26 protein-coding genes and 1 other annotated feature are annotated in these 26,052 nt (G+C 44.6%); of the genes, 21 read left to right on the top strand and 5 right to left on the bottom strand.

Features of this window, described 5'->3' with window-relative positions; translation table 11 throughout:
• The 4 genes from KCTCHS21_RS21070 (at position 1) to KCTCHS21_RS21055 (ending at position 5,135) form a co-directional block, all read left to right on the top strand.
• Positions 1-2,460 (top strand): FtsX-like permease family protein, encoded by a 2,460-nt coding sequence (locus KCTCHS21_RS21070; protein ID WP_130612972.1) that lies wholly within the window; start codon positions 1-3, stop codon positions 2,458-2,460.
• A 180-nt stretch (positions 2,461-2,640) separates the two neighbouring features.
• Positions 2,641-3,060, top strand: a complete 420-nt coding sequence (locus tag KCTCHS21_RS21065; protein WP_130612969.1) for a phage holin family protein — start codon at positions 2,641-2,643, stop codon at positions 3,058-3,060.
• Between the two features lie 115 nt (positions 3,061-3,175).
• A complete protein-coding gene (locus KCTCHS21_RS21060) occupies positions 3,176-4,600 on the top strand; it encodes an NAD-dependent malic enzyme (RefSeq protein WP_130612966.1) in 1,425 nt (474 codons plus the stop codon).
• 157 nt (positions 4,601-4,757) lie between these two features.
• On the top strand, positions 4,758-5,135 hold the full coding sequence (locus tag KCTCHS21_RS21055) for a cupredoxin domain-containing protein (RefSeq protein WP_130612963.1): 378 nt from the start codon (positions 4,758-4,760) through the stop codon (positions 5,133-5,135).
• Positions 5,136-5,184: 49 nt separating this feature from the next.
• Here KCTCHS21_RS21055 and KCTCHS21_RS21050 read toward each other — a convergent pair whose 3' ends face one another.
• A complete protein-coding gene (locus KCTCHS21_RS21050) occupies positions 5,185-5,436 on the bottom strand; it encodes a hypothetical protein (protein ID WP_130612960.1) in 252 nt (83 codons plus the stop codon).
• 89 nt (positions 5,437-5,525) lie between these two features.
• Here KCTCHS21_RS21050 and KCTCHS21_RS21045 point away from each other — a divergent pair, with 89 nt between their 5' ends.
• The 8 genes from KCTCHS21_RS21045 (at position 5,526) to KCTCHS21_RS21015 (ending at position 9,729) form a co-directional block, all read left to right on the top strand.
• Positions 5,526-5,813: a Dabb family protein gene (locus tag KCTCHS21_RS21045; RefSeq protein ID WP_130612957.1), complete on the top strand. Its 288-nt coding sequence runs from the start codon at positions 5,526-5,528 to the stop codon at positions 5,811-5,813.
• Positions 5,794-5,952 carry a hypothetical protein gene (locus KCTCHS21_RS30950; protein WP_157994088.1) on the top strand — a complete coding sequence of 53 codons (159 nt, stop codon included), beginning with the start codon at positions 5,794-5,796 and terminating at the stop codon, positions 5,950-5,952. The genes KCTCHS21_RS21045 and KCTCHS21_RS30950 overlap by 20 nt, the downstream gene beginning before the upstream one ends.
• Before the next feature lie 18 nt (positions 5,953-5,970).
• Positions 5,971-6,390, top strand: coding sequence for a DUF86 domain-containing protein (locus tag KCTCHS21_RS21040; protein WP_130612954.1), 420 nt, complete (start codon positions 5,971-5,973; stop codon positions 6,388-6,390).
• Positions 6,391-6,531: 141 nt separating this feature from the next.
• A complete protein-coding gene (locus KCTCHS21_RS21035; RefSeq protein ID WP_130612952.1) occupies positions 6,532-7,032 on the top strand; it encodes a hypothetical protein in 501 nt (166 codons plus the stop codon).
• A 6-nt stretch (positions 7,033-7,038) separates the two neighbouring features.
• Positions 7,039-7,386, top strand: a complete 348-nt coding sequence (locus KCTCHS21_RS21030) for a YtxH domain-containing protein (protein WP_130612950.1) — start codon at positions 7,039-7,041, stop codon at positions 7,384-7,386.
• Positions 7,387-7,563: 177 nt separating this feature from the next.
• Complete coding sequence (racE, locus tag KCTCHS21_RS21025; protein ID WP_130616628.1) at positions 7,564-8,376, top strand: glutamate racemase; 813 nt, start codon at positions 7,564-7,566, stop codon at positions 8,374-8,376.
• Positions 8,377-8,527: 151 nt separating this feature from the next.
• Positions 8,528-9,445 (top strand): M14 family metallopeptidase, encoded by a 918-nt coding sequence (locus tag KCTCHS21_RS21020; RefSeq protein ID WP_130612948.1) that lies wholly within the window; start codon positions 8,528-8,530, stop codon positions 9,443-9,445.
• A gap of 41 nt (positions 9,446-9,486) precedes the next feature.
• Positions 9,487-9,729, top strand: coding sequence for a hypothetical protein (locus tag KCTCHS21_RS21015; protein WP_130612946.1), 243 nt, complete (start codon positions 9,487-9,489; stop codon positions 9,727-9,729).
• A 67-nt stretch (positions 9,730-9,796) separates the two neighbouring features.
• Here KCTCHS21_RS21015 and KCTCHS21_RS31220 read toward each other — a convergent pair whose 3' ends face one another.
• Positions 9,797-9,907 carry a sporulation protein YjcZ gene (locus KCTCHS21_RS31220; RefSeq protein ID WP_162309232.1) on the bottom strand — a complete coding sequence of 37 codons (111 nt, stop codon included), beginning with the start codon at positions 9,905-9,907 and terminating at the stop codon, positions 9,797-9,799.
• Between the two features lie 212 nt (positions 9,908-10,119).
• Here KCTCHS21_RS31220 and KCTCHS21_RS21010 point away from each other — a divergent pair, with 212 nt between their 5' ends.
• On the top strand, positions 10,120-10,422 hold the full coding sequence (locus tag KCTCHS21_RS21010) for an iron-sulfur cluster assembly accessory protein (protein ID WP_130612944.1): 303 nt from the start codon (positions 10,120-10,122) through the stop codon (positions 10,420-10,422).
• Positions 10,409-10,663: a DUF1450 domain-containing protein gene (locus KCTCHS21_RS21005; protein WP_130612941.1), complete on the top strand. Its 255-nt coding sequence runs from the start codon at positions 10,409-10,411 to the stop codon at positions 10,661-10,663. Before KCTCHS21_RS21010 ends, KCTCHS21_RS21005 begins: the two co-directional genes overlap by 14 nt.
• 58 nt (positions 10,664-10,721) lie before the next feature.
• Here KCTCHS21_RS21005 and KCTCHS21_RS21000 read toward each other — a convergent pair whose 3' ends face one another.
• The gene (locus tag KCTCHS21_RS21000; protein WP_130612938.1) at positions 10,722-12,698 is read right to left on the bottom strand and encodes an LTA synthase family protein; all 1,977 of its coding nucleotides are present in this window, start codon (positions 12,696-12,698) and stop codon (positions 10,722-10,724) included.
• Positions 12,699-12,873: 175 nt separating this feature from the next.
• Between KCTCHS21_RS21000 and KCTCHS21_RS20995 the strand changes: the two genes are divergently transcribed.
• The 6 genes from KCTCHS21_RS20995 to KCTCHS21_RS20970 all read left to right on the top strand — a co-directional run bounded on the left by KCTCHS21_RS20995 (position 12,874) and on the right by KCTCHS21_RS20970 (position 19,488).
• On the top strand, positions 12,874-13,509 hold the full coding sequence (locus tag KCTCHS21_RS20995; RefSeq protein WP_130616627.1) for an O-methyltransferase: 636 nt from the start codon (positions 12,874-12,876) through the stop codon (positions 13,507-13,509).
• Between the two features lie 325 nt (positions 13,510-13,834).
• Positions 13,835-15,508, top strand: a complete 1,674-nt coding sequence (locus KCTCHS21_RS20990; RefSeq protein WP_130612934.1) for a peptide ABC transporter substrate-binding protein — start codon at positions 13,835-13,837, stop codon at positions 15,506-15,508.
• A 138-nt stretch (positions 15,509-15,646) separates the two neighbouring features.
• Entirely contained in the window at positions 15,647-16,576 is a 930-nt protein-coding gene (locus KCTCHS21_RS20985) for an ABC transporter permease (RefSeq protein ID WP_130612931.1), read from the top strand.
• 3 nt (positions 16,577-16,579) lie between these two features.
• A complete protein-coding gene (locus KCTCHS21_RS20980) occupies positions 16,580-17,494 on the top strand; it encodes an ABC transporter permease (protein ID WP_130612928.1) in 915 nt (304 codons plus the stop codon).
• 13 nt (positions 17,495-17,507) lie between these two features.
• Entirely contained in the window at positions 17,508-18,539 is a 1,032-nt protein-coding gene (locus KCTCHS21_RS20975; RefSeq protein WP_130612926.1) for an ABC transporter ATP-binding protein, read from the top strand.
• Positions 18,532-19,488 (top strand): ABC transporter ATP-binding protein, encoded by a 957-nt coding sequence (locus KCTCHS21_RS20970; protein WP_130612923.1) that lies wholly within the window; start codon positions 18,532-18,534, stop codon positions 19,486-19,488. The genes KCTCHS21_RS20975 and KCTCHS21_RS20970 overlap by 8 nt, the downstream gene beginning before the upstream one ends.
• Positions 19,489-20,154: 666 nt before the next feature.
• Here the strand turns inward: KCTCHS21_RS20970 and serS are convergent.
• The gene (gene serS, locus KCTCHS21_RS20965) at positions 20,155-21,444 is read right to left on the bottom strand and encodes a serine--tRNA ligase (RefSeq protein ID WP_130612920.1); all 1,290 of its coding nucleotides are present in this window, start codon (positions 21,442-21,444) and stop codon (positions 20,155-20,157) included.
• 1,533 nt (positions 21,445-22,977) lie between these two features.
• Positions 22,978-23,206, top strand: a binding site (T-box leader).
• 156 nt (positions 23,207-23,362) lie between these two features.
• Here serS and tyrS point away from each other — a divergent pair.
• Positions 23,363-24,655, top strand: a complete 1,293-nt coding sequence (tyrS, locus tag KCTCHS21_RS20960; protein ID WP_130612917.1) for a tyrosine--tRNA ligase — start codon at positions 23,363-23,365, stop codon at positions 24,653-24,655.
• 128 nt (positions 24,656-24,783) lie between these two features.
• On the opposite strand, the gene KCTCHS21_RS20955 is transcribed toward tyrS, so the two are convergent.
• The gene (locus KCTCHS21_RS20955) at positions 24,784-25,983 is read right to left on the bottom strand and encodes an MFS transporter (RefSeq protein ID WP_130616626.1); all 1,200 of its coding nucleotides are present in this window, start codon (positions 25,981-25,983) and stop codon (positions 24,784-24,786) included.
• Positions 25,984-26,052 lie beyond the last annotated feature (69 nt).

Here is a 26,052-nt window from a genome sequence, read left to right as displayed (position 1 = left end):
ATGATCATATCGATGAGAGGGTTAGCTCTGCGTTTTTTTCAAGCCAACAAGATTATCGCATCTTCCTGTATCCTCACGGTCATGCTCGCGGTTTCCTTAATCATTACGATGACCTCCTTCTCATCTTATGTGAAACAAATCTCAGTAAATGAATTGCATAGGATTTATGGAGATATGGATCTCTCTATTCAATATGAATCCACAACAATACAAGGGATGGATGACTCCTTTGTACATCAAATAACCTCCCTCGCAGGTGTGCAACAGGTTTCTGCCATCATGGAGACGCAATTGTCTGTGAACGGATTGGGGATCGCCGTCGACGCGGTAGGCGTGGACAATGATGATTTGGCCAAGAGCAAATACCACTTCCAACGGGATATAATCGATCATGAAGCCATGATGAATCAAAGCTTGGCGGAATCGTTAGGCGTGGGGGTAGGCGACCGGATTCAAGCAGAGAATAGCACCTATCTGGTAAGCGAGGTACTGGACGATCAGGATAGGCTTGGCAAGAACATTCTTATTTTACCGAGAGCGGAAGTCAAGCAGATTGTTCAGGAGAGAACTAACGCAAATAATGAAGCAACCTTACTCTTGCTTAAAGTCGACAACAACTATGATTCGCTCAATTTGGCTGCCTCTATCCGGAAACTCGATTCGAATTTAAGAGTGGAGATTCCGCAAGAGGATGAAATCGTCACCAAAAATCAGAGAGGGTTTCAAGGCTTCACTGTCGTTCTCTCCGTTCTCGTGGTCATCGTATCTATTTTACTGCTGATCTCCAATTTCGAATTGTTATTGTACAAAAACAAAAACCAACTTGCGATCCTTCGTTCGATAGGAGCCTCGACCAAACAAATCGTTTCAATCGCTTGGTATCAATGTGGAATCATCACGGTCGTTGGAGCCGGATTAGGGTTCTTGTTATCTTGGGTTATTCATCATTATGCTTATCAGGAATTAGGCAAATTGTTTTCATTCAAAAGTGATACATCCGCGTTTCAGTATACCTCCGCACTGGTGACGACTTGTATATGCGTTGTTACGGTAATATTGGGCATGCTTCTCCCGTCAATACGTAACATTAGAGTGCTGCCGTTGAAGGTTGTTCGGAGCAATGAGGAGAATAACTTTGTACACAAAAATGCACAGCGGGGGCTCATCTATTTCGTTCTTATTGGCGGCGTTTTTCTTCTGATCATTGGGGGATATGTAATTGAATCCCCACTATTCATATTAATTTCTTCATTAATGATCGTCATTGGACTGATGTCCTTGCTACCGATATATCTCTCTTATGTATTCAGCAAGTTGGCGTCCCTCCTCAAGCTTCTCTTCGGCCCAGAATCCTATGTTGCGGTGAGGAACTTAATTCCACAGGTGAAAAGAAATACGTTCGTCATCTTAACGATCAGTGCCATGGTGATCATTACCGTATTCGGATCCACCATTTTGCAAACGGGTCGAGCTGGTGGAGATAACTACGTTCGAGATCAATTTGATACACCGATTGTCATTACAGGCCGAACGGGATATATATCCGATATTAATCATTCGGAATTGAAGTCAATAATCAGTCGTCTGCCTACTGTACAAGGAGTAAGTATTACGAGTTCTGGTGGTATTATTAAAATCGCGAAAAATAAACAAGACATCCATTTTGAGTTGGCTGATCTAAAGGAAATGGAAAAGCAAGGGTTGTTGACGAACCTCCCCGATCGCATCGATAACGCGATCATAGTTACCAGGCAGCTGGCTGAAAGCAGTCAATTGCAGATCGGGGATTCGATTGATCTCGTTGATGAGTCGACTCAACATAAAAGGCACTCGGTCATTGTCACGAATATTGTGGAAAAAATCCCGGGGCCTTTTATTGATGCTGTTGCAGACTGGGATAGTGTCTTGAAAGAAGCTCCATATCAGTCTTTTGGTACAGCTTTTATCAGCACGAGTGAGATTGAACGTACTTTGTCTGAGCTGAAGGAACTCAAAAGAGTGTATCCAGAGCTTCAAATAGAAAGTTATGATCAAGCGATTAAGAGGTCGGATCAAATGTTCTATCAACGGTGGTATCTCTTTATCGCTGCAATGATCGTGATCCTCCTAAGTGTGACGATAGGGGTATTCAATATGCTCGTCAATAATATCCAATCCAAGAGAAAAGAATTTGCGATATTAAGGGCGATTTCGGTTGACCGAACGGGGATTAAGAAGGTGATAGTGACCCAAGTGATGCTTTTTATTCTGGTAGGCTTGGTTCAAGGAATCGGATTAGGATTACTATTAATCAATGCAATTCGATTAATCGATTCGGGCAGCAAGATCATCTTTGATTTCATGGTTATTTCACTTATGGGAGTAGTGATGCTGACCGCTGCAGCGTTCGTATTTACATGGCTCGGTCACCGAATGGGGAGTAGAAAAGTTACGCTCGAGCTGCAGGCTGATCAACGGTAAATGAGGCGACTAGTAACTCTAAGTGAATATTGCATGAACGCGACCCCAGAGTGAATAGGGGTCTCTTTTGTGATTAGTATTTTAAGCCTAATAGTCATTTGTCGTTCGGTTATTGACCGTTTCCGTCTTGTCCACCTTGCATAATATATCAAAAAAGCTTTATTAGGGGAGGAACGGTGGATGCAATTGCAAGCGGGGATAATTTGCGTATTTATAGGAGCGGTAGTTTCATTTTCGTTTGGTGGGTGGAATGAGTCATTAACGTTCTTGTTACTTCTAATGTGTATTGATTATTTTACAGGTGTTATCGCTGCTGTTCGCGAGGGGAGCGGGTTAAACAGCAATATCGGTTTTTGGGGTTTATTAAAAAAGGGGCTAATCTTACTTGTTTTGCTTATTGCGCATCGCTTGGATGTTTTACTTGGAATAGAAATCGTAATGGGAAGCACAGCTTTTTTCTATATTGCGAATGAACTGTTATCCATTATTGAGAACTATGGCAGGATGGGTCTACCCTTGCCTGACCGTTTGAAGCAGATTGTTAAAGTGCTTCGGGATCGTGCAGGAGAAGCAGATGATGAAAAAAAGCCAAATCCTTAACGATAAAAACCGGATCGCATATATCCTAAAGGATGATGAGGTGCGGCTTTTTGTTTGCCACAATTAAGGCTATACTCTATATAGGTACATTGAGATGGGAAGGGGTCATTCTATCATGAGGTTGGAAAGTGGTACAAGTGTTATACTCCGCGTAGAAATGGACAAGCAGCTTGTTACGTTCGGCGAGCTCGTGTCTGCCATTGGTCAACAGGGTGGAGATATTGTAGCTATTGACGTTATCCAACCTGGTAGAAAAAAGGAAATACGTGATCTAACCGTTAGTGTTGCTGAGCCCTCAGATGTTGAAACCTTATCTTTAGTAGTTAGCGCAATGAAAGGCATACATCTACTGAATGTTTCTGACAGAACTTTTTTAATGCATCTTGGTGGTAAAATACAGGTTGAATCCAAGATACCAATTAAAAATCGCGACGACCTCTCACGTGTATACACACCAGGCGTAGCTAATGTTTGTTTAGCAATCCGCGATGATGTAAATAAGGCCTTCACGCTTACAATCCGCCGTAATACGGTAGCTGTTGTATCAGACGGGACAGCGGTTCTCGGACTTGGGGATATTGGCCCCCATGCCGCGATGCCGGTTATGGAAGGAAAAGCGATGCTATTCAAGGAATTTGCAGGCGTTGATGCTTTCCCGATATGCTTAAATACGAAGGACACGGAAGAAATCATCGCCATTGTTAAAGCGCTCGCACCGACGTTTGGTGGCATTAATCTTGAGGATATTTCCTCGCCGCGCTGCTTTGAAATCGAACGTCGTCTTAAGGAAGAATTGGACATTCCCGTTTTTCACGATGATCAGCACGGTACTGCTGTTGTACTGCTGGCTGGGTTAATAAATGCATTAAAAATCGTTGGCAAATCGATGAGCGGTATTAAAGTTGTTGTAAACGGCATAGGAGCAGCGGGTATCGCTTGTACACGTATGCTATTGGCTGCAGGTGTTACCGAAATTATTGGGGTAGACAAGGACGGTGCCATAAATAGAGACAGCTTTTATGAGAACAAGGCATGGAATGAATATGCTGCAATGACTAATCCATCTAATGAAAAGGGAAGCTTAGCCGAAGTAATTAAGGGGGCTGATGTATTCATTGGTTTGTCGAGGCCGAAGCTATTATTTAATGAGGATGTCAAGCGAATGAATCCAGATCCGATTGTGTTCGCTATGGCGAATCCCGATCCAGAGATATCACCTGAAGAGGCGGGCTCGTCTGTGCGAGTCTATGCGACGGGACGCTCCGATTACTCGAATCAACTAAATAACGTGCTTGTTTTTCCAGGCATTTTTCGTGGGGCGTTGGATGCTCGAGCAAGTACAATCAGTGAATCGATGAAGCTAGCCGCCGCTAAAGCAATTGCCTCTATTGTGACGGATGATGAGTTAAATGAAGAATACATCATCCCTAGCGTGTTTAATGACAAGGTGGTGCCTGCTGTTCGTAAAGCGGTTATTCAGGAGGCTATTAACAGTGGGATAGCTCGTAAAATTCCCAGTGATTTTCGCAACTTGGATTAGGGTAAACCATTTGTAAGCACAAAATAACGATAGTTGTTCATGAAATTGTCAAATGTACAAAAAGTTAATTAAACTCTATAGACAAGTGCTTGAGTTCAAATGTGTTTTTTAGGTAATATAAGAGGTAGACACTTTGTAGGAAGCAGGGGAGCAGACAATGAAATGGATTTTGTCTACTTTGATCACGATCGCGTGCGCAATGGGTGTATATCTAATGGCAACAGGATTGCCTGAGAAACCTAAAGACGAGGCAGCGGGTCTGAAAGAAGGCCAAGAGTTACTTAAAATCACAGCATCAAATTTTGAATTCGACAAAAAAGAGTATCGCGTAAAAGCTGGAACGAATTACAAGGTGAAGTTCGCTAACAAGCTCGGCAATCACGGTCTAGAAATCGTAGGACTTGGTGTAGAGCTAAGCAAGGATGCTCCAGAGCTTGAAGTTACTTTTGACAAGCCAGGTACTTATGATTTGCATTGCTCCATTATGTGTGGTCAAGGGCATGCAGACATGGTATCTAAGTTTATTGTTGAATAATGAGAAAAAGGAGCCAGCATGGCTCCTTTTTTCCCATTAACATCGTTGCTCACAAATGCCGCCAGCTGCGGATACGTGCAACTCCAAGATCACCTAAGAATCCTATCAATGCCCAGCTAAGGATCGTTAGCGCATACATAAACCATATATTTACCTTATGGAGATCAGTGAAAAGCTCAACAAACCACATGGGAACACTGAACATCATAAGAAACAAATTGTGGGGATCATATCCGGACACATTAAAGAGGCATAGCGCAGTTCCGATTAGTGTACAGGCTGCTGTAATGATATATCGCATATGAGGTTCATATGACTCCCTTCGCTTAACTTTATAAGTAGTATGCACGACACTCTAAATCCTCATGATAAGAAAGGAATGGTAAAATAATGATTACTCATATCGTCATGTTCAAATTGAAGGATAACAGTCCAGAAGCCGTTAATCGTACCGTTCAAGTACTGCGCAACATGGAGGGTAAAATTGACGAGCTTCGTCATATCGAGGTTGGAACAGATATTCTTCATTCCGAACGCTCGTATGATATCGCATTAGTAACCAAATTTGATTCAATGGATGCTTTACAGGTTTACCAAGTGCATCCGGAGCATAAGAAAGTTATCGAACACATGACGTCCGTGCGCGAGGCATCCGTCAGTGTCGATTACGAGAGCTAAGATGAGGATGCTTGTTGAGAAAGATCCAACCAATATGGGCGATGTTTATCAGATGATGACTTATATCATCGTCATAATTATTAGCGCATTTATTATGGTGCTTTGGTTGAAGCGAAGAGCCAAAAGCAAGAGGAAATAACAAGGGGGCTATCTACCCATGTATGATGTGAACGTAGGAAGCATCCGCAGCCGTCTGGCGTGCCTCCCGGAAATTGCTCAATTTCTATCAGCAGCAACGGTTTCTTGGACAGGAAGCTTAACCGAAGGCTTGGCACAGGAAAGAGCATTACATTTAGCTGCAGAAATAGCGACGGATGTCGGACATACTTTAATTGATGGTTTTATTATGCGAGATGCCAGCAGTTATGAGGACATTATCGATATCATTGAAGGAGAAGGGGTCATTACTGATCTGGTAGCGACTCCATTACGTCGGCTGGTGCTACTTCGTAAAACTTTAGTACAGGAATACGAACACTGGCCTAGACAAGAGCTACATCCTCTTACAGCGGAGCTCCCAAGGGTTCTAATGGGGTTTTCTGATCAGGTGGAGGCTTATTTACACAAAGAATTATAGAGATGAAGGTCCAACTGCTTAATTGGCAGTTGGGCTTTTTTGTTTAAACTCAACGATGATTAACACTTCTACATACACCGTCATATACTGCATTAACCACATGGGCATTCGCCCGGGTTGCACAGTAAGGGAGGGACACGGATGGCATGGGATGTGGCGGCATATGGAATAACGGTAGCTGTCTTAACAATTGCCGTTGCTGGCGTGGTCGGTCTCATTATGCTAATACGGTCGTTTAGACGTCTGGAACAGGTCGTAAGGGCTCTCGGTAAGGAGACTGAAGTCTCCTTAAGACAATGCAGGCAGCTCGCGGATGAGGCTAAGTTAGCCATAGCTGAATCTAGGAAAAGCTTGCAAGGATTCAGCTCGCTTGCAGAGGGAGCTAGAGCGGTAGGAGATGCCGTGCAGGCTGCAGCACAAACCGCTGTTCACGTAACGTCCTTGTACCGGGAGTGTCTTACAGCGCCTTTTCAGCCTCTATCCGGTGATAGTGACGATGGAGACGGAGACGGCAGTATTCCGGATTTAACACAAATAGGCCGAAAGCTATGGGCGTCATGGAAAAGGCGATCCGATAATGATCATCCATCCGATTGCTGTGAGGGCTCGGGACTGAATGCATATCCATCTCAAGGAGAGTGAAAGCAAATGGCTAACAAGAAAGTCGTTAAATCGTTTCTATGGGGAACTCTTACTGGTGCGATCACTGGCGCCGTCACTGCTCTATTATTTGCCCCGAAATCAGGTCGTGAGCTTCGTAGTGATATTGCAGAAACTGCACAAAAGGTTGGAGAAAAGACTTCAGACTTAGGTCGTCAAGCGGGCTCTGCTGTTCAATCTCTGGCAAAGCGGACAACAAGCTTTGTATCAGATGCGAAGCAGGCTACTGGCCGTATCGTTACAGATATCCGTTCACGGAAAAATAACGAAACAGTAGAAGTAAGTGAATCTGCTGCTATAGAGGTAAATGATAATGAAGACTCGTCAGTAGTTTGATCCAAAACTATTCTAGCTTTGCCCGAAAGCACCGCCCGCTCCCGCTGGGCGGTGCTTTCTATTGGGCGTCGATTAAATCTCGTCCAAATATAAGCTAATTTGCAGGTACCTTTTACACTTAGGCCTCATAAATTATTCTGTAGCGACCTCATTATAGACGAAGAAAGCGGTGTTTCCGTGCAGCAAGCGATCGCAGTCCTGGACTCCGGTGTGGGGGGACTGACTGTCGTCAAGGAAGTGTTGCGTCAGCTCCCCCATGAGAAAATATTATATTTCGGCGATACCGCACGCACGCCCTATGGTCCTAGAGAAGCCGAAGAAGTCATTACATTTACAAGAGAAATCGTGGATTATCTTGTACAGTTCAATCCCAAAATGATTGTTATCGCCTGCAACACGGCCACCGCGGTTGCATTAGAGGACATTAGGACACGTGTTAATGTGCCAACTATCGGAGTGATTAACCCTGGAGCTCGCGCTGCTATTGGCCGGACGAAGACTGGGGTTGTTGGCGTCATCGGTACAGAAGGCACGATTAAGAGTAGGGCCTATGAATGGGCTCTTAAGCGGCAATCTCCCAGTGTGACGGTAATAAGTCAGGCATGCTCTTCCTTTGTACCTCTTGTGGAGGACGGAAATTTTCACTCGGAGGAAACGTATCAAACCGTAGCAGAATCTCTAAGTAGTTTGCAGAATACTACGATGGACTGTCTTATTCTCGGCTGCACTCACTATCCCTTCTTGGCTGATTCTATTTCGAAGGTAATGGGCTCTGAAGTTACATTAATTAATTCTGCCGAAGAAACTGCTCGAGAAATTAGCACGATTCTACAAGAGAACAACGAATTAGCGGGCATAGACGTTGAACCGGTGCACCAGTTTTTCTGCAGTGGTGATCCTCGTAAGTTTCAGGAAATTGCTCAAGCATGGTTAGAAGAGCAAATTCAACTATTTCCAGTTGTTTGGCAGGTTTCAAGTATCGGTGTATAAAGGCAAGGAAAGCTCGAGCTACGTTAAGCCACCCTAAGGTGCTTAACGTAGCTCGAGTTTTTTGTAGTGTTGAAGGTAGTTATATATTAGCGCTTAGTATCATACACCAATAGAACCGTTGTTAGATGTCGCAGCAGGAGGGGGTTATAGGATGCGGAAGACGGAGTTCGGTTCTAAGCAGCTTGGCAAGGAATTAGAGAGGTTAACGGGGAGATATTCCTTTATTAGTGCAGGCACGATAGGGGAAAGCCTGCTGGGAAAGCCTATCCCTTATTTGAAGATAGGGGAAGGGTCATTTCGGTGGCATTTTAACGGTGCTTGTCATGCCAATGAGTGGATAACGTCGTTACTTCTGATGAGATTTGTGGAGGATTATGCGAATGCTATTACTCGGAAATCAACCTTCTGGGGGAAATCAGCTAAAGATTTGTTCTCACGATGCAGCTTATGGATTGTGCCTATGGTTAACCCTGATGGTGTAGAGCTTGTCCAACGAGGAGTGACGACGAAGCATCCCATGTACAATGAATTGCTTCAATGGAATCGGGGCTCTAACCGGTTCCATCGCTGGAAAGCAAATGCAAGGGGCGTCGATCTTAATGACCAGTTTCCAGCATACTGGGAGCTAGAGCGTCAAAGACGGGGGATTAAAGGACCAGCGCCTAGGGACTTCAGCGGCCCTTCTCCCTTATCTGAGCCGGAAGCAGCGGCCCTAGCTCGATTTACTGAGCAGAACGATTTCCAAGCGGTTATCGCGCTTCATACGCAGGGTGAGGAGATTTATTGGAACTATAGGAACGATGAGCCAACTGAATCAAAAGCTTGGGCGGAGAGGCTAGCTGCAGCGGCGGGTTATCGTGCCGTCTATTTAGAAGGAAGTGATGCAGGGTACAAAGACTGGTTCATCTCGAAGTTTCATAGACCGGGCTTCACGGTAGAGGCGGGCTGGGGACATAATCCTCTTTCTATGGATCAATTCGAAGACATATACGACGATTTAGCAAGACTTCTTGCAGAAGCGCTAGACTGCACGCCACAGTCCTGTTTTGGATCGGAGGAAGAGGGGTAAACTTGATGAATGCGGTTGTAATTTGAAAGGAGACCCTTCTAATGGCTCGTAGATCGTTCTATACTCTATGGAGACATCTTCCCAGCAGAGTATGGCGTATTTTGCGTATGGAGCATGTGACGCTAAGGGATAAACTAATATTTATTATTCCAGTTGCCCTTTATTGGGTGCTGCCAGACTTTATGCCTTTTATGCCGATTGATGATATCGCATTTACTGCACTTGTAGCAACCTGGTATGCTCGTGTGATGGAACGTAAATATAACTTGAAGCCCGAAAGATAGCTATTCAGGTCTTAATAAAAGACCCACCACTTCAATTAAGAAGTGGTGGGTTAAACCTGTTATTTAATTAGTAGCCGGCTCTAAGAATAATGACCAGTAGGATAAACAACACTAGCGCGAAAGCAGCAGCGCCCATTCCGCCGCCGTATCCACCAACAGCTCCTGCACCATAACTCAAGAATATCACCACCGGGCTTTTATTGTGATATTGTTTCATCACCCAGTTAGCTTATGTAAAGATAAATTATTGGATAAGTACATTTACCTAGTGAGTAGAAAAATCCGCTTTTCCCTTGGTTGAGAATGTCATCTTATTATCTTGCGTTCTTGTTTTCTTAGATTAAACTATTTACAATAGAACACAAGAAACTAACGGGAGTGAATATCAATATGAATTGTAAAATAACTCGGAATGCAGCCAACGTGCTGCGCAAAGAATTGGACAAGCCGGAAAATGAAAACAAGAAATTGAAGGTATTCGTGACACACAGCCACGGAGACCACGCCCATTACGGTATGGATTTAGGCAAGCCTACCGATAAGGATGAAGTTGTCTCTACGGATAAGGACATTGATGTTATCCTAACTAAGGGAGAACAGCTGCTAGACGGTGTCAAAATCGACTATCTTTATTTTCCTAAAGAAGGGTTTGTCATTACGAATCCAAGCAAGGGCAACCATGGAGATCATTGATAACGAGCAATTAGCTCCACTAAACGATATTCGAATATGCGACAAATGCAAGCATATGAAAGTAAAGACAATGCTTCCTAAGCTACAAAAGCTTTCACCTGAAACTGAAATTAAAGTGGCTTGCAAATCCTATTGCGGCCCTTGCTCTCGTTATGCTTTTATATTTATTAATGGTCGTTACATTACTGCCTCATCTGAAGACGAGGCAATTGAAAAAGCTAAAAAATATGTGAAAACATAAAAAAACTGCAACACTGTCCTAGGACGGAGTTGCCGTTTTTATTTTATATAGCGTTTAATTATTCCTTGTCTTCTTTATGAAATCTGGCGATGAGATTATTCTCAATGACCTGATCAGACACTTTCAGGTCTTGCTTAGCCGACTCTGCGCCTGCTATGCAAGCTTCAGTGTCAGTAGGAATACCGCTGTCAACGGAATAACAGGTTCCATCAGCGGCTATGCCATCGCTGTTAGGAACGAAGTAAACCTTGCCATCGGTAAAGCCCCCATTACGGAATACAACGGATTTAGGCGCTTCAGATAGCATGCTTATGCCCATCAAATACTTTTTATCTAATGGAATTCCAAGCAAATGCATAATAGTTGGTGTAGTGTCAATCTGTCCAACAGCTTTATTAACTATACCAGCATGCTCGTCGTTCGGGAGATGAATAAAGAACGGGACCTTCCTAATAATTCGGTCCTTGTCTATGTCTGCTACGGGATGATCAAAGAATTGCTCATAAAGCTTCCAGTCATATATAGAATTATCGTGGTCCCCGTAGAACATCAGAACCGTATTTTCCCATAAGCCTGCATCCTTAAGCTCCTCTATCAATACGCCGACTGCAGAATCCACATAACGAGTCGCCTGAAGATAATCTCCCATTATTGTACCTTTCAGATCTCCTACATCAAGCTCCTGATTGGAGTAAGGTAGTTTGAAGGGGTGATGGCTAGACAGTGTTATGGATAAGGCGTAGAAAGGTGATTTTTGACGTTCCTTCAATTGTTCAATCGTCTGACGGAAGAAGGATTGATCCCCTAAAGACCAGCCTACTCGTTCATCTATAGTATAGTCTTTGATGCTGTAAAATTGATTATATTTCATATTATGATACATATTATTCCGGTTCCAGAAGCTTCCATCATAAGAATGATGTACGGTTGTATCATAGCCTTCACCATTTAGGGTGGAGGGAACGCAATCAAATTCATTGCCCGCGAAGCGAATAAAGGCTGAACCGGTTGGCAAGGGGTGCATGGAGCAGCTAGTGAGAAAATCGGCATCAGATGTTCGACCTTGAGCGGTTTGATGATAGAAATTAGGGAAATAAACGCTTTGCCCGATGAGCTTGTTTAAATTGGGTGTAATTTCCTCGCCATCGATGGACTGACCAATTACGAATTCTTGAAAGGCTTCAGCTTGAACAACAAGCACATTTTTGCCTTTATATTCGCCGAAGAGGGGCTCCGTTTCCATTTGCTTCTGCAGCTTAAGTCGCTCTGTGAACCATGCTTTCGATTCCTGAATTTCCTCCGCAGAAAGACCCTCACCGAACCAATGCTCCTTGGCATAACGATAAGTATCATAGCCATGAAAACCAAGAAGACCTGTAACATTGTAAATGGGCACATTCCACCAATTTCCAACGAACAAGCCTCGCGCCCATCCATTCTTCTGCTCTACAATAGGGTAATAAAGCAATGACCATCCAATAGCGAATATTAGTGCTGCTGGAACGAATCTGCGCCAAATGTACTGGCTACGGATTTTGACTATAGGGCCTACCTTGGAGCGTCGAGCAACCGCGGTACGCCAGAAAATAAAGCCTGCCAACGCAAAGGCAATGGGAATATCGGCAAATAGAATCCAGTCACTTGCTTGCGTGAGACTCCAGATGCTATCCTTCAGCTCTCCTACCTGTCCGGCCTGCAGCAGCACAGGAACGGAGATGAAGTCCTTGAAGTATCTAAAGTAAATAAGATCCGAGAAGAGAAGGATAGAGAGTGCTAAATTCAATATTGCGAGAGACAGTGCTCTTGCCCGGCGGCCTAGAAATATTGTCCAGAAGGAGACAAGAAGAACGGCACCAAGATTAACAGCCCATTTCCAATAATTCATACCACCAACATTGAATTGATTATCGAGCTCATTTAATTTGTACAATATCGATACAGCAAGTAGGATAATACCCCAAATAGGCCAAAGCGTAAGCGCTCTTACAATCCAGTGTAGTCCTTTACGGGCTCCACCTTGTATCTGAGCTAACATGTGCAAACTTCCTTTCCATAACAAGCGATTTGTATAGACCGCTGCACTAAATGATTATCGCATTGTAAAGTGTAAACAAAAAATAGTATAGCTCTAATCAAGGGTATTTTACAAACTTTGTGGTAAAATGTAGGGGGATTTATCCGTTCTACGACTTATGGAGGTGAGCATGACGATGGGATTAACACCCGATTATTATTTTGATGAACTATATAGTAATGATATTGACCTAGAAAGGGTTAAGGAAAATATTCGATTAGCCGGCATGCCGGAAATTTCAGTTGCACCAGGATATGGGCGACTGCTTACCTTTCTAGTTGCGACTTCCAAAGCGCAAAATGTACTAGAAATCGGTGCATTAGGTGGATATAGCGGAATATGCTTGGCACGGGGGTTGTCAGCTGAGGGCAAGCTGCTTTCCCTTGAGCTACGCGAAGATTATGCAGAATTTGCTAAAGAGAATGTAATTGCGGCTGGTATGGAGAGTCATGTTGATTATCTAGTTGGTGATGCTTCAGCAAGCTTGGAGAGGCTAGCTTCAGAGGGTAAGCGTTTTGATTTCTTTTTCATTGATGCAGATAAAGAGAATTACCCTCATTACTTAGATGCATGTATTCGACTTTCGAATAAGGGAGCCATTATCGCAGCCGATAATACGCTTCTTAGAGGCAGGACGATTGATGACAACAAACAAGGTCCATCGGTGCTTGCTATGCGGGAATTCAATCAACGGATTGCGCAGGATTCAAGGCTAATGGGTGTTCATTTACCAGCGTATGATGGTCTGGCTTTGGCAAGAGTGAAGGACTAATAAGGTGAAACCGGACTAAGAAGAACTGACCAGTAGGGCTTTAATAGCCTATGAGGTCAGTTCTTCTTTTTTGTTACTTCCATGTCACACAACCTAACATTTCCAAGATTATCACATTGCGGCATGTAAGCGATTTGTAGTAGTATTTCTGTTGTTCCGACAGATTTCGAATTACAAAAGGATTGTATTTATTTGTAAGGTAGATTTTTAACGGAATAGCGGTGTTGTGGACTTAGAAATATTTTCAATTTTCACAATATTCCAAATAATGCATAGAAGTTGTGCATACTTCAAATGCTAGTTAAAAAAATGGGGAGGCAACAGCATGAAATTCAAGAAAATTTTCTCAGCAGCCATGGCAATTACGTTAGCGGGAACACTGCTAGCCGCTTGTGGCAACAACAACAACTCCGAACCATCGGGATCAGGTACTTCTTCAAATGGATCCGGCAAGGGCAGCAAACAGGAGTTAGTGATGAATTACCGTGCTGATCCACCTGCACTGGACGTATCCTTAGCAGAAAGCTCAGCTTCCTTTACCATTCTAGGAGCTATTAGTGAAGGCTTGTACCGTTTGAATAAAGATATGAACCCTGAGCCAGCGCTTGCCGCAGAGCTTCCTAAGATCTCGGATGATGGATTAACCTATACGATTAAATTACGTGAAGGTCTTGTATGGGCTGACGGTTCGCCGCTTACTGCCAAAGACTTCGTTTATTCTTATATAAGAACATTGGATCCGGCTACTAAAGCTTCATATGCTTTCATTATGGAATGGGTTAAAGGGGGGAGTGATATTCTAAACTCCAAAACTCCTGAAGAGCTTAAGAAGGCCAAAGAAAACTTTGGTGCTAAAGCTCTGAATGATACGACATTAGAAATTAAGCTGGAGCAACCGATGTCTTTCTTTACCGGGCAGCTAGCTTTCTTAAACTACTATCCTCAGAATGAGAAGTTCGTTTCTGCGCTTGGCGATAAAGGCGGTGCAGATGCAGATAAAGTGCTTGGCGCTGGTCCATTTATTTTGAAAAAATGGGATCACGAGCAGCAGCTAGTTCTTGAGAAAAACCCGAAATATTGGGACGCGGATAACGTCAAGCTGAACAAGATCACTTTGAACATTGTTAAAGACACGGCTACTGGCCTGAATCTTTATGAATCCAATAAAACAGATGTTGCTGATATTAAAGGCGATCAGATGAAAGCCTACGAAGGAAAAACAGAGCTTCACAGAAAAAATGAGCTTATAACAGGTTATTTGAATTTCCAACAAACGAAAGTGCCTGCCTTCGCAAATGCTAAAGTTCGTCAAGCATTGAGCATGGCGATTGACCGCCAAGGGCTTGTAGATACAGTGCTTAGAAATGGTTCAGTAGCGGCAACTGGTTTGATACCAAACGGTAATAGCGATGGCAATGGAGAAGAGTTCCGTAAGGTTGTCGGGGACACAGAGGTTGCGTTCGATGCTGCAAAAGCAAAAACATTGCTGGCAGAAGGATTGAAGGAAGCTGGAGTAGCAGCTCTTCCTAAGCTGACGGTAATGGGTGATGATACTGAAACAAGCAAAAAATCACTTGAATTTCTCGTTTCCCAGTGGAAAACAAATCTCGGCATCGATGTAGCGGCTGAACCATTACCGCATGCTTCTCGGATTGAGAGAGAGCTTGCTAAAAACTACACCATTGTAAATTCACTATGGGGTGCAGATTATAACGATCCGATGACTTGGCTTGATATGTACGTGTCGGGTAGCCCATTTAACACCCAAGATTGGAAGAACGCGAAGTATGATGAGCTAGTTACAGGGGCTCAGAAAGAGCCGGACGCCAAAGTCCGTGCAAATAAATTGCATGAAGCAGAAAAAATTCTGATGGAGGAAGCAGCTATATTCCCACTGTTCTTCCGTTCATCACCCTACTTGATTAAAGACAAAGTACAGGGCTTGATCTTGCCTCCATACGGTACTGATTTCGAATTAAAATGGACTTCAATTAAGTAATAAGCTGTTAGCTTCAATTGTTGAAGCAGTCCATGTTAAAGATGCTGGACAAGCTACAATCCATGAAAGAGGCCGTTATCAGAACGGCTTCTTTCATGTCGATTGTACTTATATGTAAATTTGGAAGGAGGATCAGTCGTGCTGAAATTCGTGCTGCGTCGATTCGTATATATGCTAATCACATTATGGGTTATCATTACAGCTACTTTTTTTCTCATGAAGCTGCTACCTGGTAATCCTTTTGGTGAAGTAGCTGCGAAGCTGCCTCCAGAAAATTTGAAATTATTAAAGGAGCAATACGGCTTAGATAAGCCGGAATGGCAGCAGTACTTGCAGTATTTAGGCAATGTTTTTCGAGGAGACTTAGGCGTATCTTATCAATTCCCGACACGGTCGGTTGTCAGCGTCATCAAGCAATCCTTTCCAGCCTCCTTGGAGCTTGGACTGGAATCTTTGGTTATCGCGATTATTATCGGATTACTGCTCGGTATCGTCGCAGCACTGAAGCATAACAAATGGCAGGATTATTCCTCAATGTTCATCGCTCTAATTGGAATCTCCGTGCCCTCTTTCGTAATTGGTCCACTTCTATCCTTATATGTAGGGAACAAATGGGGCATCCTTCCTTCAGGCTTATGGGAAGGACCAGAGCATCGCATTTTACCGGCTATTGCCCTTGCATTAGGAACAATTGCAATATTAGCCAGAATGATGCGTGCTTCGATGTTAGAAGTATCTAGCTTGGACTATATTAAGACGGCTAAATCTAAGGGTCTCGCAACCCGCACAGTCGTAATTGGACATATGCTTCGTAATGCTATATTACCTGTCGTGACCATTCTGGGACCTATTGCAGTTAACGTCATCACGGGGACACTTGTTATTGAGAGAGTTTTCGTCATTCCGGGCTTAGGGTCTCAATTTGTAAGCTCTATTACAACTTTGGACTATACGATGATTACAGGATTAACGATCTTCTATGCAGCGGTTCTTATTGTTGTGATGTTCCTGACCGATATTGCGTACGGCTTAATTGATCCACGGATTCGTATGTCGGGAGGGAGATAAACCATGATAGATATAGCTAAAGAAAAGTTTCTCCCAGCTGAAAAAACTACAAACGCAGAGACCATTGTCCGGCCATCCCTAACCTATTGGCAGGACGCTTGGAGGCGTTTGAGAACGAATAAAATGGCTATGACTGGGCTGATCATTCTTATCGTGCTCTCGTTATTAGCTATATTTGCGCCTATGTTCAGCAAATTTGATTATGAAACCCAGTACTTGAAGGACATAGATCTTAAGCCGTCGTGGACACACTTTTTCGGTACGGATGATTTTGGCCGAGATTTATGGACCCGCGTATGGTGGGGAACTCGAATTTCCTTGTTTATAGGCTTGGTTGCAGCAGTGATTGATTTAGTATTTGGTGTTATCTATGGGGGGATTTCGGCTTATTTTGGTGGAAAAGTAGACAATGTAATGCAGCGGATCATTGAAATAATTTACTCTATTCCATTGCTGCTGCTGGCTATTATTCTGATTGTCTTCCTTGGACCCGGTATCAAATCTATTATTATCGCCTATGCCTTAACGGGTTGGGTAGGTATGGCGCGGTTAGTAAGGGGACAAATTCTGCTCGTTAAGGAGCAGGAATTCGTTCTGGCTGCTCGAACTTTGGGCGCGAAGCCTTCACGGATCATTATGCAGCATCTTATTCCAAATGTGCTTGGACTTGTAATTGTGCAAATTACGTTTATTGTTCCGACGGCTATTTTTTTTGAGTCGTTTCTTAGCTTTATCGGTGTCGGCATTCGACCTCCTATGGCGTCCCTCGGTAATTTAATTAACGATGGTGCGCAATATATGAGGTACCAGCCACATCGCATTATTTTCCCAACTATTGTATTCAGCTTGATCTTGCTTAGCTTTAACGTGTTCGGGGACGGGCTACGGGATGCTCTCGATCCGAAAATGAGAAAATAAGGAGGCCTGCCGGATGGGAAAGCCTATACTTGAAGTTAACAATTTGCGTGTATCCTTCAAAATGTATGCCGGTGAGGTTCAAGCGGTTCGTGGCGTCTCCTTCAGCCTGAATAAAGGAGAGGTTCTGGCGATCGTTGGAGAATCCGGAAGTGGTAAATCGGTAACAGCCCAGACGATTATGAGGTTGATTCCGACTCCGCCAAGCTACATTAAAGAGGGCTCGTCGGTTCTTTTTGATAGCAAGCATGAGATTACGAAAATGTCGGAATCCCAGATGGAGAAAGTGCGAGGTCAGGAGATGGGCATGATTTTTCAAGACCCGATGACCTCTTTGAATCCAACAATGACGGTTGGTGCACAAATCTCGGAGGGTATTCGTAAGCATCAGAAGGTAAGTAAATCTGAAGCTATGCAGCGTGCTGCTGATCTTCTGACACTAGTGGGGATGTCGAATGCATCGGAACGTATTCATCAATACCCACACGAGCTTTCGGGAGGGATGAGGCAGCGGGTCATGATTGCGTTGTCTCTCGCTTGTCAACCCAAGCTGCTCATTGCTGATGAACCAACCACAGCACTCGATGTCACGATTCAAGCTCAAATTATCGATTTATTACGAGACATTCAGCAGAAAACAGATACTTCGATCATCCTTATTACGCATGATTTAGGTGTAGTTGCTGAGATGGCTCATAAAGTCATCGTTATGTATGCAGGTAAAGTTGTTGAGAGAGGTACTCTTAATGATATTTTCTATAACCCTAGACATCCATATACTTGGGGATTGCTACGCTCTGTTCCACGGTTAGATAGCGATAAGAACAATGAGCTGGATTCGATACCGGGCACTCCTCCTGATTTATTTGCTCCTCCGGTAGGCTGCGCTTTTGCGGCACGCTGTCCGTATGCGATGCAAATCTGCAAAGAGGTTGATCCTGAGCACTTCGAACTGTCTGCAGATCATAGCTCTGCCTGCTGGTTGTTACATCCGGACGCTCCGAAGGTTGATATTCCAGTCGAAGTGGGGGGAAGATCACATGGCTGAGGATCATATTTTAGAGGTAAAAAACCTACAGAAGCATTTTCACCTGAGTGGGGATCGTGTACTCAAAGCGGTTGATGGCTTGAACTTCTCGATTAAACGGGGGGAAACCTTTGGACTTGTCGGCGAGTCTGGCTGCGGTAAATCCACGACAGGCAGAACGATTATCCGGCTTTATGAAGCAACGGGTGGCGAGGTACTGTTTAACGGCAAAGATATACAGAAATTGAGTGGCGATGATAGGAAGAAATTCCGCAGGGATATGCAGATGGTGTTCCAGGACCCTTACGCTTCGCTTAATCCACGTATGACGGTTGGGAAAATTATTTCTGAGGGAATGGATATTCACGGCTTGTATACGGGGAAAAAAAGAAAAGAGCGGGTAAGCCAGCTGCTTACAGATGTCGGCTTAAATGAAGAGCATGCGGGACGTTTTCCCCATGAATTTTCGGGCGGTCAGCGTCAGAGGATCGGGATTGCTCGCGCGTTAGCGATTGAGCCGCAATTTATTATTGCTGACGAGCCAATTTCTGCGCTAGATGTTTCTGTCCAAGCTCAGGTTGTGAACCTGTTCAAGAAGCTGCAGAAGGAGCATGGTTTGACTTACTTGTTCATTGCGCATGATCTAGCTATGGTCAAGCATATTTCCGATAGGATTGGCGTTATGTATCTGGGTAAGCTGGTTGAGGTAGCAACGTCGGATGAGTTGAATGCTAAGCCGCTTCATCCGTATACGCAATCTTTGTTGTCCGCAATTCCTATTCCGGATCCCGATCTTCAGAAGCAGCGGAAACGTGTGATTTTACAGGGCGAAATTCCAAGTCCGCTTAATCCACCGAGCGGATGTCCGTTCAGAACACGCTGTCCACATGCGATGCCTGAATGCGCGGCTACGATGCCTCCGTTTAAAGAGGTGGAGCCTGGTCATTTTGCCGCTTGTCATTTGCTATAATAGCTTTATTTGCGTGTACTGCTGTCGTATTGACGGCGGTACACGTTTTTTTGTGCTGTCTTGTATTGCATATGGGACACACTACGGTACACCACTACGGACACCACTACGGACACCACTACGGGACACCACTACATTACGTTTTAACTACCTATCGTCGCGTACTTCATCACCAAGTTTGGATTAGCGTCTATGGTATCTCGCATAGAAGACGCGGTGTGATTTTAGCTAACGAATTGTATTGTGTTTATTACCGACAAAATGACCTGTTTTAATTTCTAAGGAACTTCATTGGCGTTATTGAGTAATATTCGGGAGGAATGGGGCTACTTTGCTGGATATAGGGTGTGTGGAGTTCGTTACAAAATAAAACAATTAGTTTTTGAGCATATAAGAGTTGCTGGATTCGTTAACGATATGTTCCGTGTTTGGAGTATGTGAGTTTCAGACTTTGAAAGGGCAGAAGCGATGAATAACATTGCTGATCAGACTTCAAACCGGCTGCCAAGCAAGTAGTACGATTAGAACCATCTTCGTTTTGTTGGCGCCACAGAGGCATATTATGCTGAAAGACCCCAAGCTGCAGGTCAGTTGTGATCTGAGGCTTGGGGTTCTTCAGTTGAAGGGTGCTTTGAAGGAGCAATGGAGGTGCCTAATGTGGAAGTTTCATTCCATATTTTTGGGATACAGTCGTTCCCTACCATTCAAGTACGGTCGTAGTGCCGTAGGAATTCTAATGGTTCCATCCTCGCATTGATGATTTTCAATTAGAGGGATGAGGATCCGTGGGCTGGCCACAGCAGTGTTGTTGAGTGAGTGACAAAATTTCAAGCTGCCAGCAGCGTCGCGATATCGGATGTTCGAGCGTCTAGCCTGAAAATCATGCACATTGGACGAAGAGTGGGTTTCTCCATAAGCCTGACGGCTAGGCATCCATGTTTCGATGTCATATTGCTTGTAGGTTTTCTGCGACATATCTCCTGTACAGACAGCCATAACACGGTACGGAAGCTCCAAAAGCTGGAGCAGCTCCTCAGCATTGTCAGTAATATCCTTTAGTATGTTATCTGATACATCGGGGTCGGCTTCGCACAGGATGACCTGCTCAACCTTAGAAAATTGGTGAACGCGATAGAGTCCCTGAACGTCTTTACCAGAAGAACCAACCTCGTTTCGAAAGCATACGGATGCTGCTGCCAGCTTGATAGGCTCTGTAACATTTACGATCTCATTGGCGTAATAGGTTACTAGAGGGACTTCCGATGTTCCAACAAGCCATTTGTTTTCCCCCGATAGCCGGTAGGTTTGTTCCTCCCCAAGAGGGAAAAAACCTGTATTGTATAGAGCCTCCGAACGAGTCATTAGCGGAACTTCGAGGGGGGTGAAGCCTTTTGCGAGCAGCAGATCTAGGGCTAGTTGCTGAACGGCTCGATGTAGAAGAACGCCGTCTCCTTTTAGATAATAATTACGTGTACCAGCTGCTTTTACTCCTCGGGGAAGATCGATCATATCATGCCATTCACCCAATGTAACATGACTTTTAAGCTCATAATCAGTAACCGGTAGTTTGCCTATTCGTCTTAACTCCACGTTGTCAGCATCTGAACGGCCAATAGGAGTATCAGGAGAAACAACATTCGGAACAAGCGCCATGAGCTGCAAGTAGTGTTTTTCCGTTGAAGATAGAGTAGCTTCTATTTCTAGTAATTCGTCATTTATTCTTTTGACCTTCTGTTTGGTCAGCTCAATCTGGTCATGCTTTCCTTGTGCAACCATCTGGCCGATTTGTTGAGAAAGGCTGTTCCGGGATTCCCGAAAAGTTTCCGATTGATTTAGAAGCGAACGTCGCACATCGTCACACTTTAGCAATTCCGCGATTGATAGCTTAATTCCCTTCTGATCTGCGACCGTCTGAACTTGCTCATGATGCTGTCTAATCCACTTAATGTCTAACATGCCACCGCGCTCCTCTGTAATAAAAATGCAAAAAACGCCCTCATCTTTATGGGACGAGGAGCGTTTTTTACTCGCGGTGCCACCCAAATTGATCAAACGATTTTCCGTCCGATCCACTTTAGTTCCGCGATAACGTGCGGCAACGGTTAACTTAGGAGCTAAATATGTATAGCTCCTTAACGAGAACGCCTCCGAGTTGGATGCTCTTCACAGGCATGATGTAATCATTCATTTTGCTGTATTATACCGTAGCCATCCGTGGCAATCAAGGGGCTGGTTTTTGGAAGTTAGGGGGGAGTCATTGTGCGACGCATTGCACGGATTTCCGGCACTTGAGCAGCTTGAGTGCGCGGATAAACGGAGGCACCGACTAAATCCCGGCGCAGGTGTAGTTAGAGTGAGTAGATAAGCGGAGACACCGACTAAATTTCTGCATGGGAGTAGTTTGTGTAAGGAGATAGGCGGAGGCACCGACTAATTCTCGGCAATGGGGCAGCTAGAGTGAGTAGATAAGCGGAGACACCGACTAATTCTCTGCATGGGCGTAGTTTGTGTAAGGAGATAAGCGGAGGCACCGACTAATTCTCTGCATGGGCGTAGTTTGTGTAAGGAGATAAGCGGAGGCACCGACTAATTCACTGCATGAGCGTAGTTTGTGTAAGGAGATAAGCGGAGGCACCGACTAATTCTCTGAATGGGCGTAGTTTGTGTAAGGAGATAGGCGGAGGCACCGACTAATTCACTGCATGGGCGCAGTATGTGTAAGGAGATAAGCGGAGACACCGACTAATTCACTGCATGGGCGTAGTTTGTGTAAGAGATAAGCGGAGGCACCGACTAATTCTCTGCATGGGTGTAGTTTGTGTAAGGAGATAAGCGGAGGCACCGACTAATTCTCGGCAATGGGGTAGCTAGAGTGAGTAGATAAGCGGAGACACCGACTAATTCTCTGCATGGGCGTAGTTTGTGTAAGGAGATAGGCGGAGGCACCGACTAATTCTCTGAATGGGCGTAGTTTGTGTAAGAGATAAGCGGAGGCACCGACTAATTCTCGGCAATGGGGTAGCTAGAGTGAGGAGATAAGCGGAGACACCGACTAATTCCCTGAAATGGAGTAGTTAGAGTGAGGAGATAAGCGGAGACACCGACTAATTCCCTGCAATGGAGTAGTTAGAGTGAGGAGATAAGCGGAGGCACCGACTAATTCCCTGCAATGGAGTAGTTAGAGTGAGGAGATAAGCGGAAACACCGACTAATTCCCTGCAATGGAGTAGTTAGAGTGAGAAGATAAGCGGAGGCACCGACTAATTCTCGGCAATGGGGTAGCTAGAGTGAGGAGATAAGCGGAGACACCGACTAATTCTCTGCATGGGCGTAGTTTGTGTAAGAGATAAGCGGAGGCACCGACTAATTCCCAGCATTGGCACAGTTTATGTGAGCAATAAAGCAGCCCAGCCGACTAATTTTCCCGCAACAGCCCAACTTAATTGACATATTAGGTATAGTGTTATAAAGTATTGCCAACAACTAAACTTAAGTGTGATGAAGGGAATCAGTAGCGTTCGTACAACGTGATCCAGAAAGCCGGCGGTTGATGCAAGCCGGTTCACGAGCAAACGCGAATTACGTCCTGGAGCTTCTTGATCCGAAACCGCGCCGGCGCGGAAGGGCAAGACGGTAGTCTACCGTTATTTGACAAGAGTGGAGAATGCGCATAAGCGTGTTTTCAATTAGGGTGGTACCGCGATGACTCGTCCCTGTCTTTAGACAGGACGGGTCTTTTTTGTACATATCAGCAAGTATAGAATTTTCTATACTTTTCTGATATGTCTCCGACATACGCGTTGAACGCCGTGAAAGGACGGCGTCAGCCGCTTATGCTTGTTAATTTCTGCACAGATGAGAAGGAGAGATTGAGATGTCTGATACTAATCAAGCTACAGCAAATATCTCTAATGCTTTATTAGAGGACCTAGAATACAGAGGTTTAATCCATCAAACGACTAATCGCGAAGCACTTCAAGAGAAGCTCAACAACGAAAGGGTTGTACTTTATTGCGGATTTGATCCAACAGCGGATAGTTTGCATATCGGCCACTTGCTTCCTGTGCTAATCCTTCGCCATTTTCAGAAGGCTGGTCATAACCCTATCGCATTAGTGGGCGGGGGCACAGGACTAATCGGTGATCCAAGTGGTCGCTCGACAGAACGTTCCTTGAATACTGCGGATACGGTTGCGGAATGGACGAATAGACTGAAGGATCAGCTTTCCCGTTTTCTTGATTTTAACCAAGAAGCAAATGGAGCAAAGCTTGTAAGCAACTATGATTGGATTGCGCCGCTGGACATCATTACCTTCCTGCGGGATATCGGTAAGCATTTTACCGTCAACTACATGTTGGCGAAGGATTCGGTCGATTCAAGGCTGGCGAACGGGATCTCTTTTACAGAATTCAGCTACATGATCCTACAGTCCTACGACTTCTACAAGCTGCTAACTGATCACAATTGCACATTGCAAATCGGAGGCAGCGATCAGTGGGGCAATATTACGGCAGGTCTTGATTTAATCGGCAAAATGGGCGGAGGCAGCGCTTATGGAATGACCCTCCCACTTGTCACGAAGAGTGATGGGAAGAAATTCGGCAAATCCGAATCCGGTGCTGTCTGGCTTGATCGGAGTAAAACATCGGTGTATGCGTTCTACCAATTCTGGATTAACACGGACGACAATGATGTAATCAAGTTCTTAAAATATTTCACATTCCTTGATCGCGGGCAAATAGCCGAGCTAGAGACAGAGCTTAGCACCCGTCCTGAGAAGCGTGCCGCCCAGCGTGAGCTAGCCCGTGAAGTCACCCGCCTCGTACACGGCGAGGAAGCGGTCATAAGCGCGGAGAAAATTACGGAAGCGTTGTTCTCGGGAGATGTTACTTTGCTGACTGAGGCGGAGCTCGTAGAGGCGCTTCAAGACATGCCGACAACTGTTATTAATGAAGAGGAAATTCCGTTAATGGATCTTCTCATTGCAGCTCAAGCGGCTCCATCCCGCCGACAAGCTAGGCAGGATATTGAGAGCGGAGCAGTATATATCAATGGTCAGAGACAAAACGCTATCGATTTCGTCGTTACCCAAGAACAGCGGCTCCATAGTAAATACGTTGTTCTGCGTCGTGGGAAGAAAAATTATTTCTTAGTAAAATTTGAGTAGTCTCTAATTAAAATTCTCATAATCAAATTGAAAAGCCTTCAAATCCCGCGTAGTAGCGAGTGATTTGAAGGCTTTTTATAGTAGCGAGTGGATTTGAAGGCTTTTTGTAGCAGTATATTTCCCATTCCCTACGTACTCCGCCGGGCTCGCAAAGCTCGGGTAGCCCAAATACAGGTCAAAAACAGCAGGATACCCGACAGGATGAACAATCCCTCGATGCCAATCAAGCCGGACAATAAACCACCCATGACGGGACCCAACATATTACCAAGGCTAAGAGCACTGCTGTTAAAGCCGTAAGAGCGGCTCTCCATACCGTCTGGTGTGTGCTTGCGTATGAGGGAATTGACTGTCGGGATCAATCCGCCCATAAAGCATCCCAATAAAAAGCGGAAAATTAGCAGTTGGCTGACGGACCCGACGAATGCTTGTGGAATAAGCATGACGCCCGCTCCTGCGAGTGAAATAAGCAGAATCCGCGTTGGACCAATCCGATCGCTTAATCGACCAAGGAGAGGTGCGCTAATTAAATTGGAAATTCCGGTTACCGATCCGACAAATCCGGCGTAGAAGGCCAAATTTTCAGTCGTACCATGAAGCTCCTGAACATAAAGCGGCATAAGCGGCATTGGACTTAACATCGCAAATTGAATAAGGAAAGTGATTGTTAGCAGAACAGGAAGCTGACGAATGACCATTAAGTCACGAAAGCCCTTAACCACGCTAACTTGCTTCTTAAGTGCTGCTGCAGAACGATCGAAGTTCTCACGAACCATGAGCCAAGAAATAAATGAGGCAAGAAATAGAAACGAGCCTGTAATGTAGAAAATCGGACGGTAGCCAAAGCTGTCTGCAAGTAAGCCGCCTATGAACGGTCCTAGAATGGCGCCGGCTGTTCCCCCCGATTGCAGTGTCCCCATGGCGAAGCCCATACGATTTTTCGGCGTAGTTGCGGATACCAGAGAGACTGCGGCGGGTGTATAGCCAGAGATTACGCCGTTAAGCATTCTAAGTAAGAGAAGATGCCACGGCTCAGTAGCGAAGCCCATAAGCACCATGACTATGGACATCCCGAAGCCTGAACGAAGGAGCATTAATTTGCGCCCGTATTTATCAGAGAGCTTGCCCCATAACGGCTGGAATAGGAATGATGTAACGAAATTTGCTGCGAAAATTAACCCAGCCCATAGACCAATTTCGTGATTGTCTGTTAACCCAAGATCTTGTTTTAAATATAAGGATAGGAACGGGATAATCATCGTCATTCCCGCAAATACCAGGAAATTTCCGCTCATCAGGACGATCAAATTTATTTTCCAGCGCTGCATTTGTTGCTCCTTTTTGTCTGCCATTCTTATGTCTTGATAGTATATCACAAGCGATTAAGCTTCTATTAT

The sequence above is a fragment of the Cohnella abietis genome, assembly GCF_004295585.1.
GTDB lineage: Bacteria > Bacillota > Bacilli > Paenibacillales > Paenibacillaceae > Cohnella > Cohnella abietis.
The sequence above is the reverse complement of the archived record's forward strand: the minus strand, read 5'-3'. Positions and strand labels throughout refer to the sequence as shown.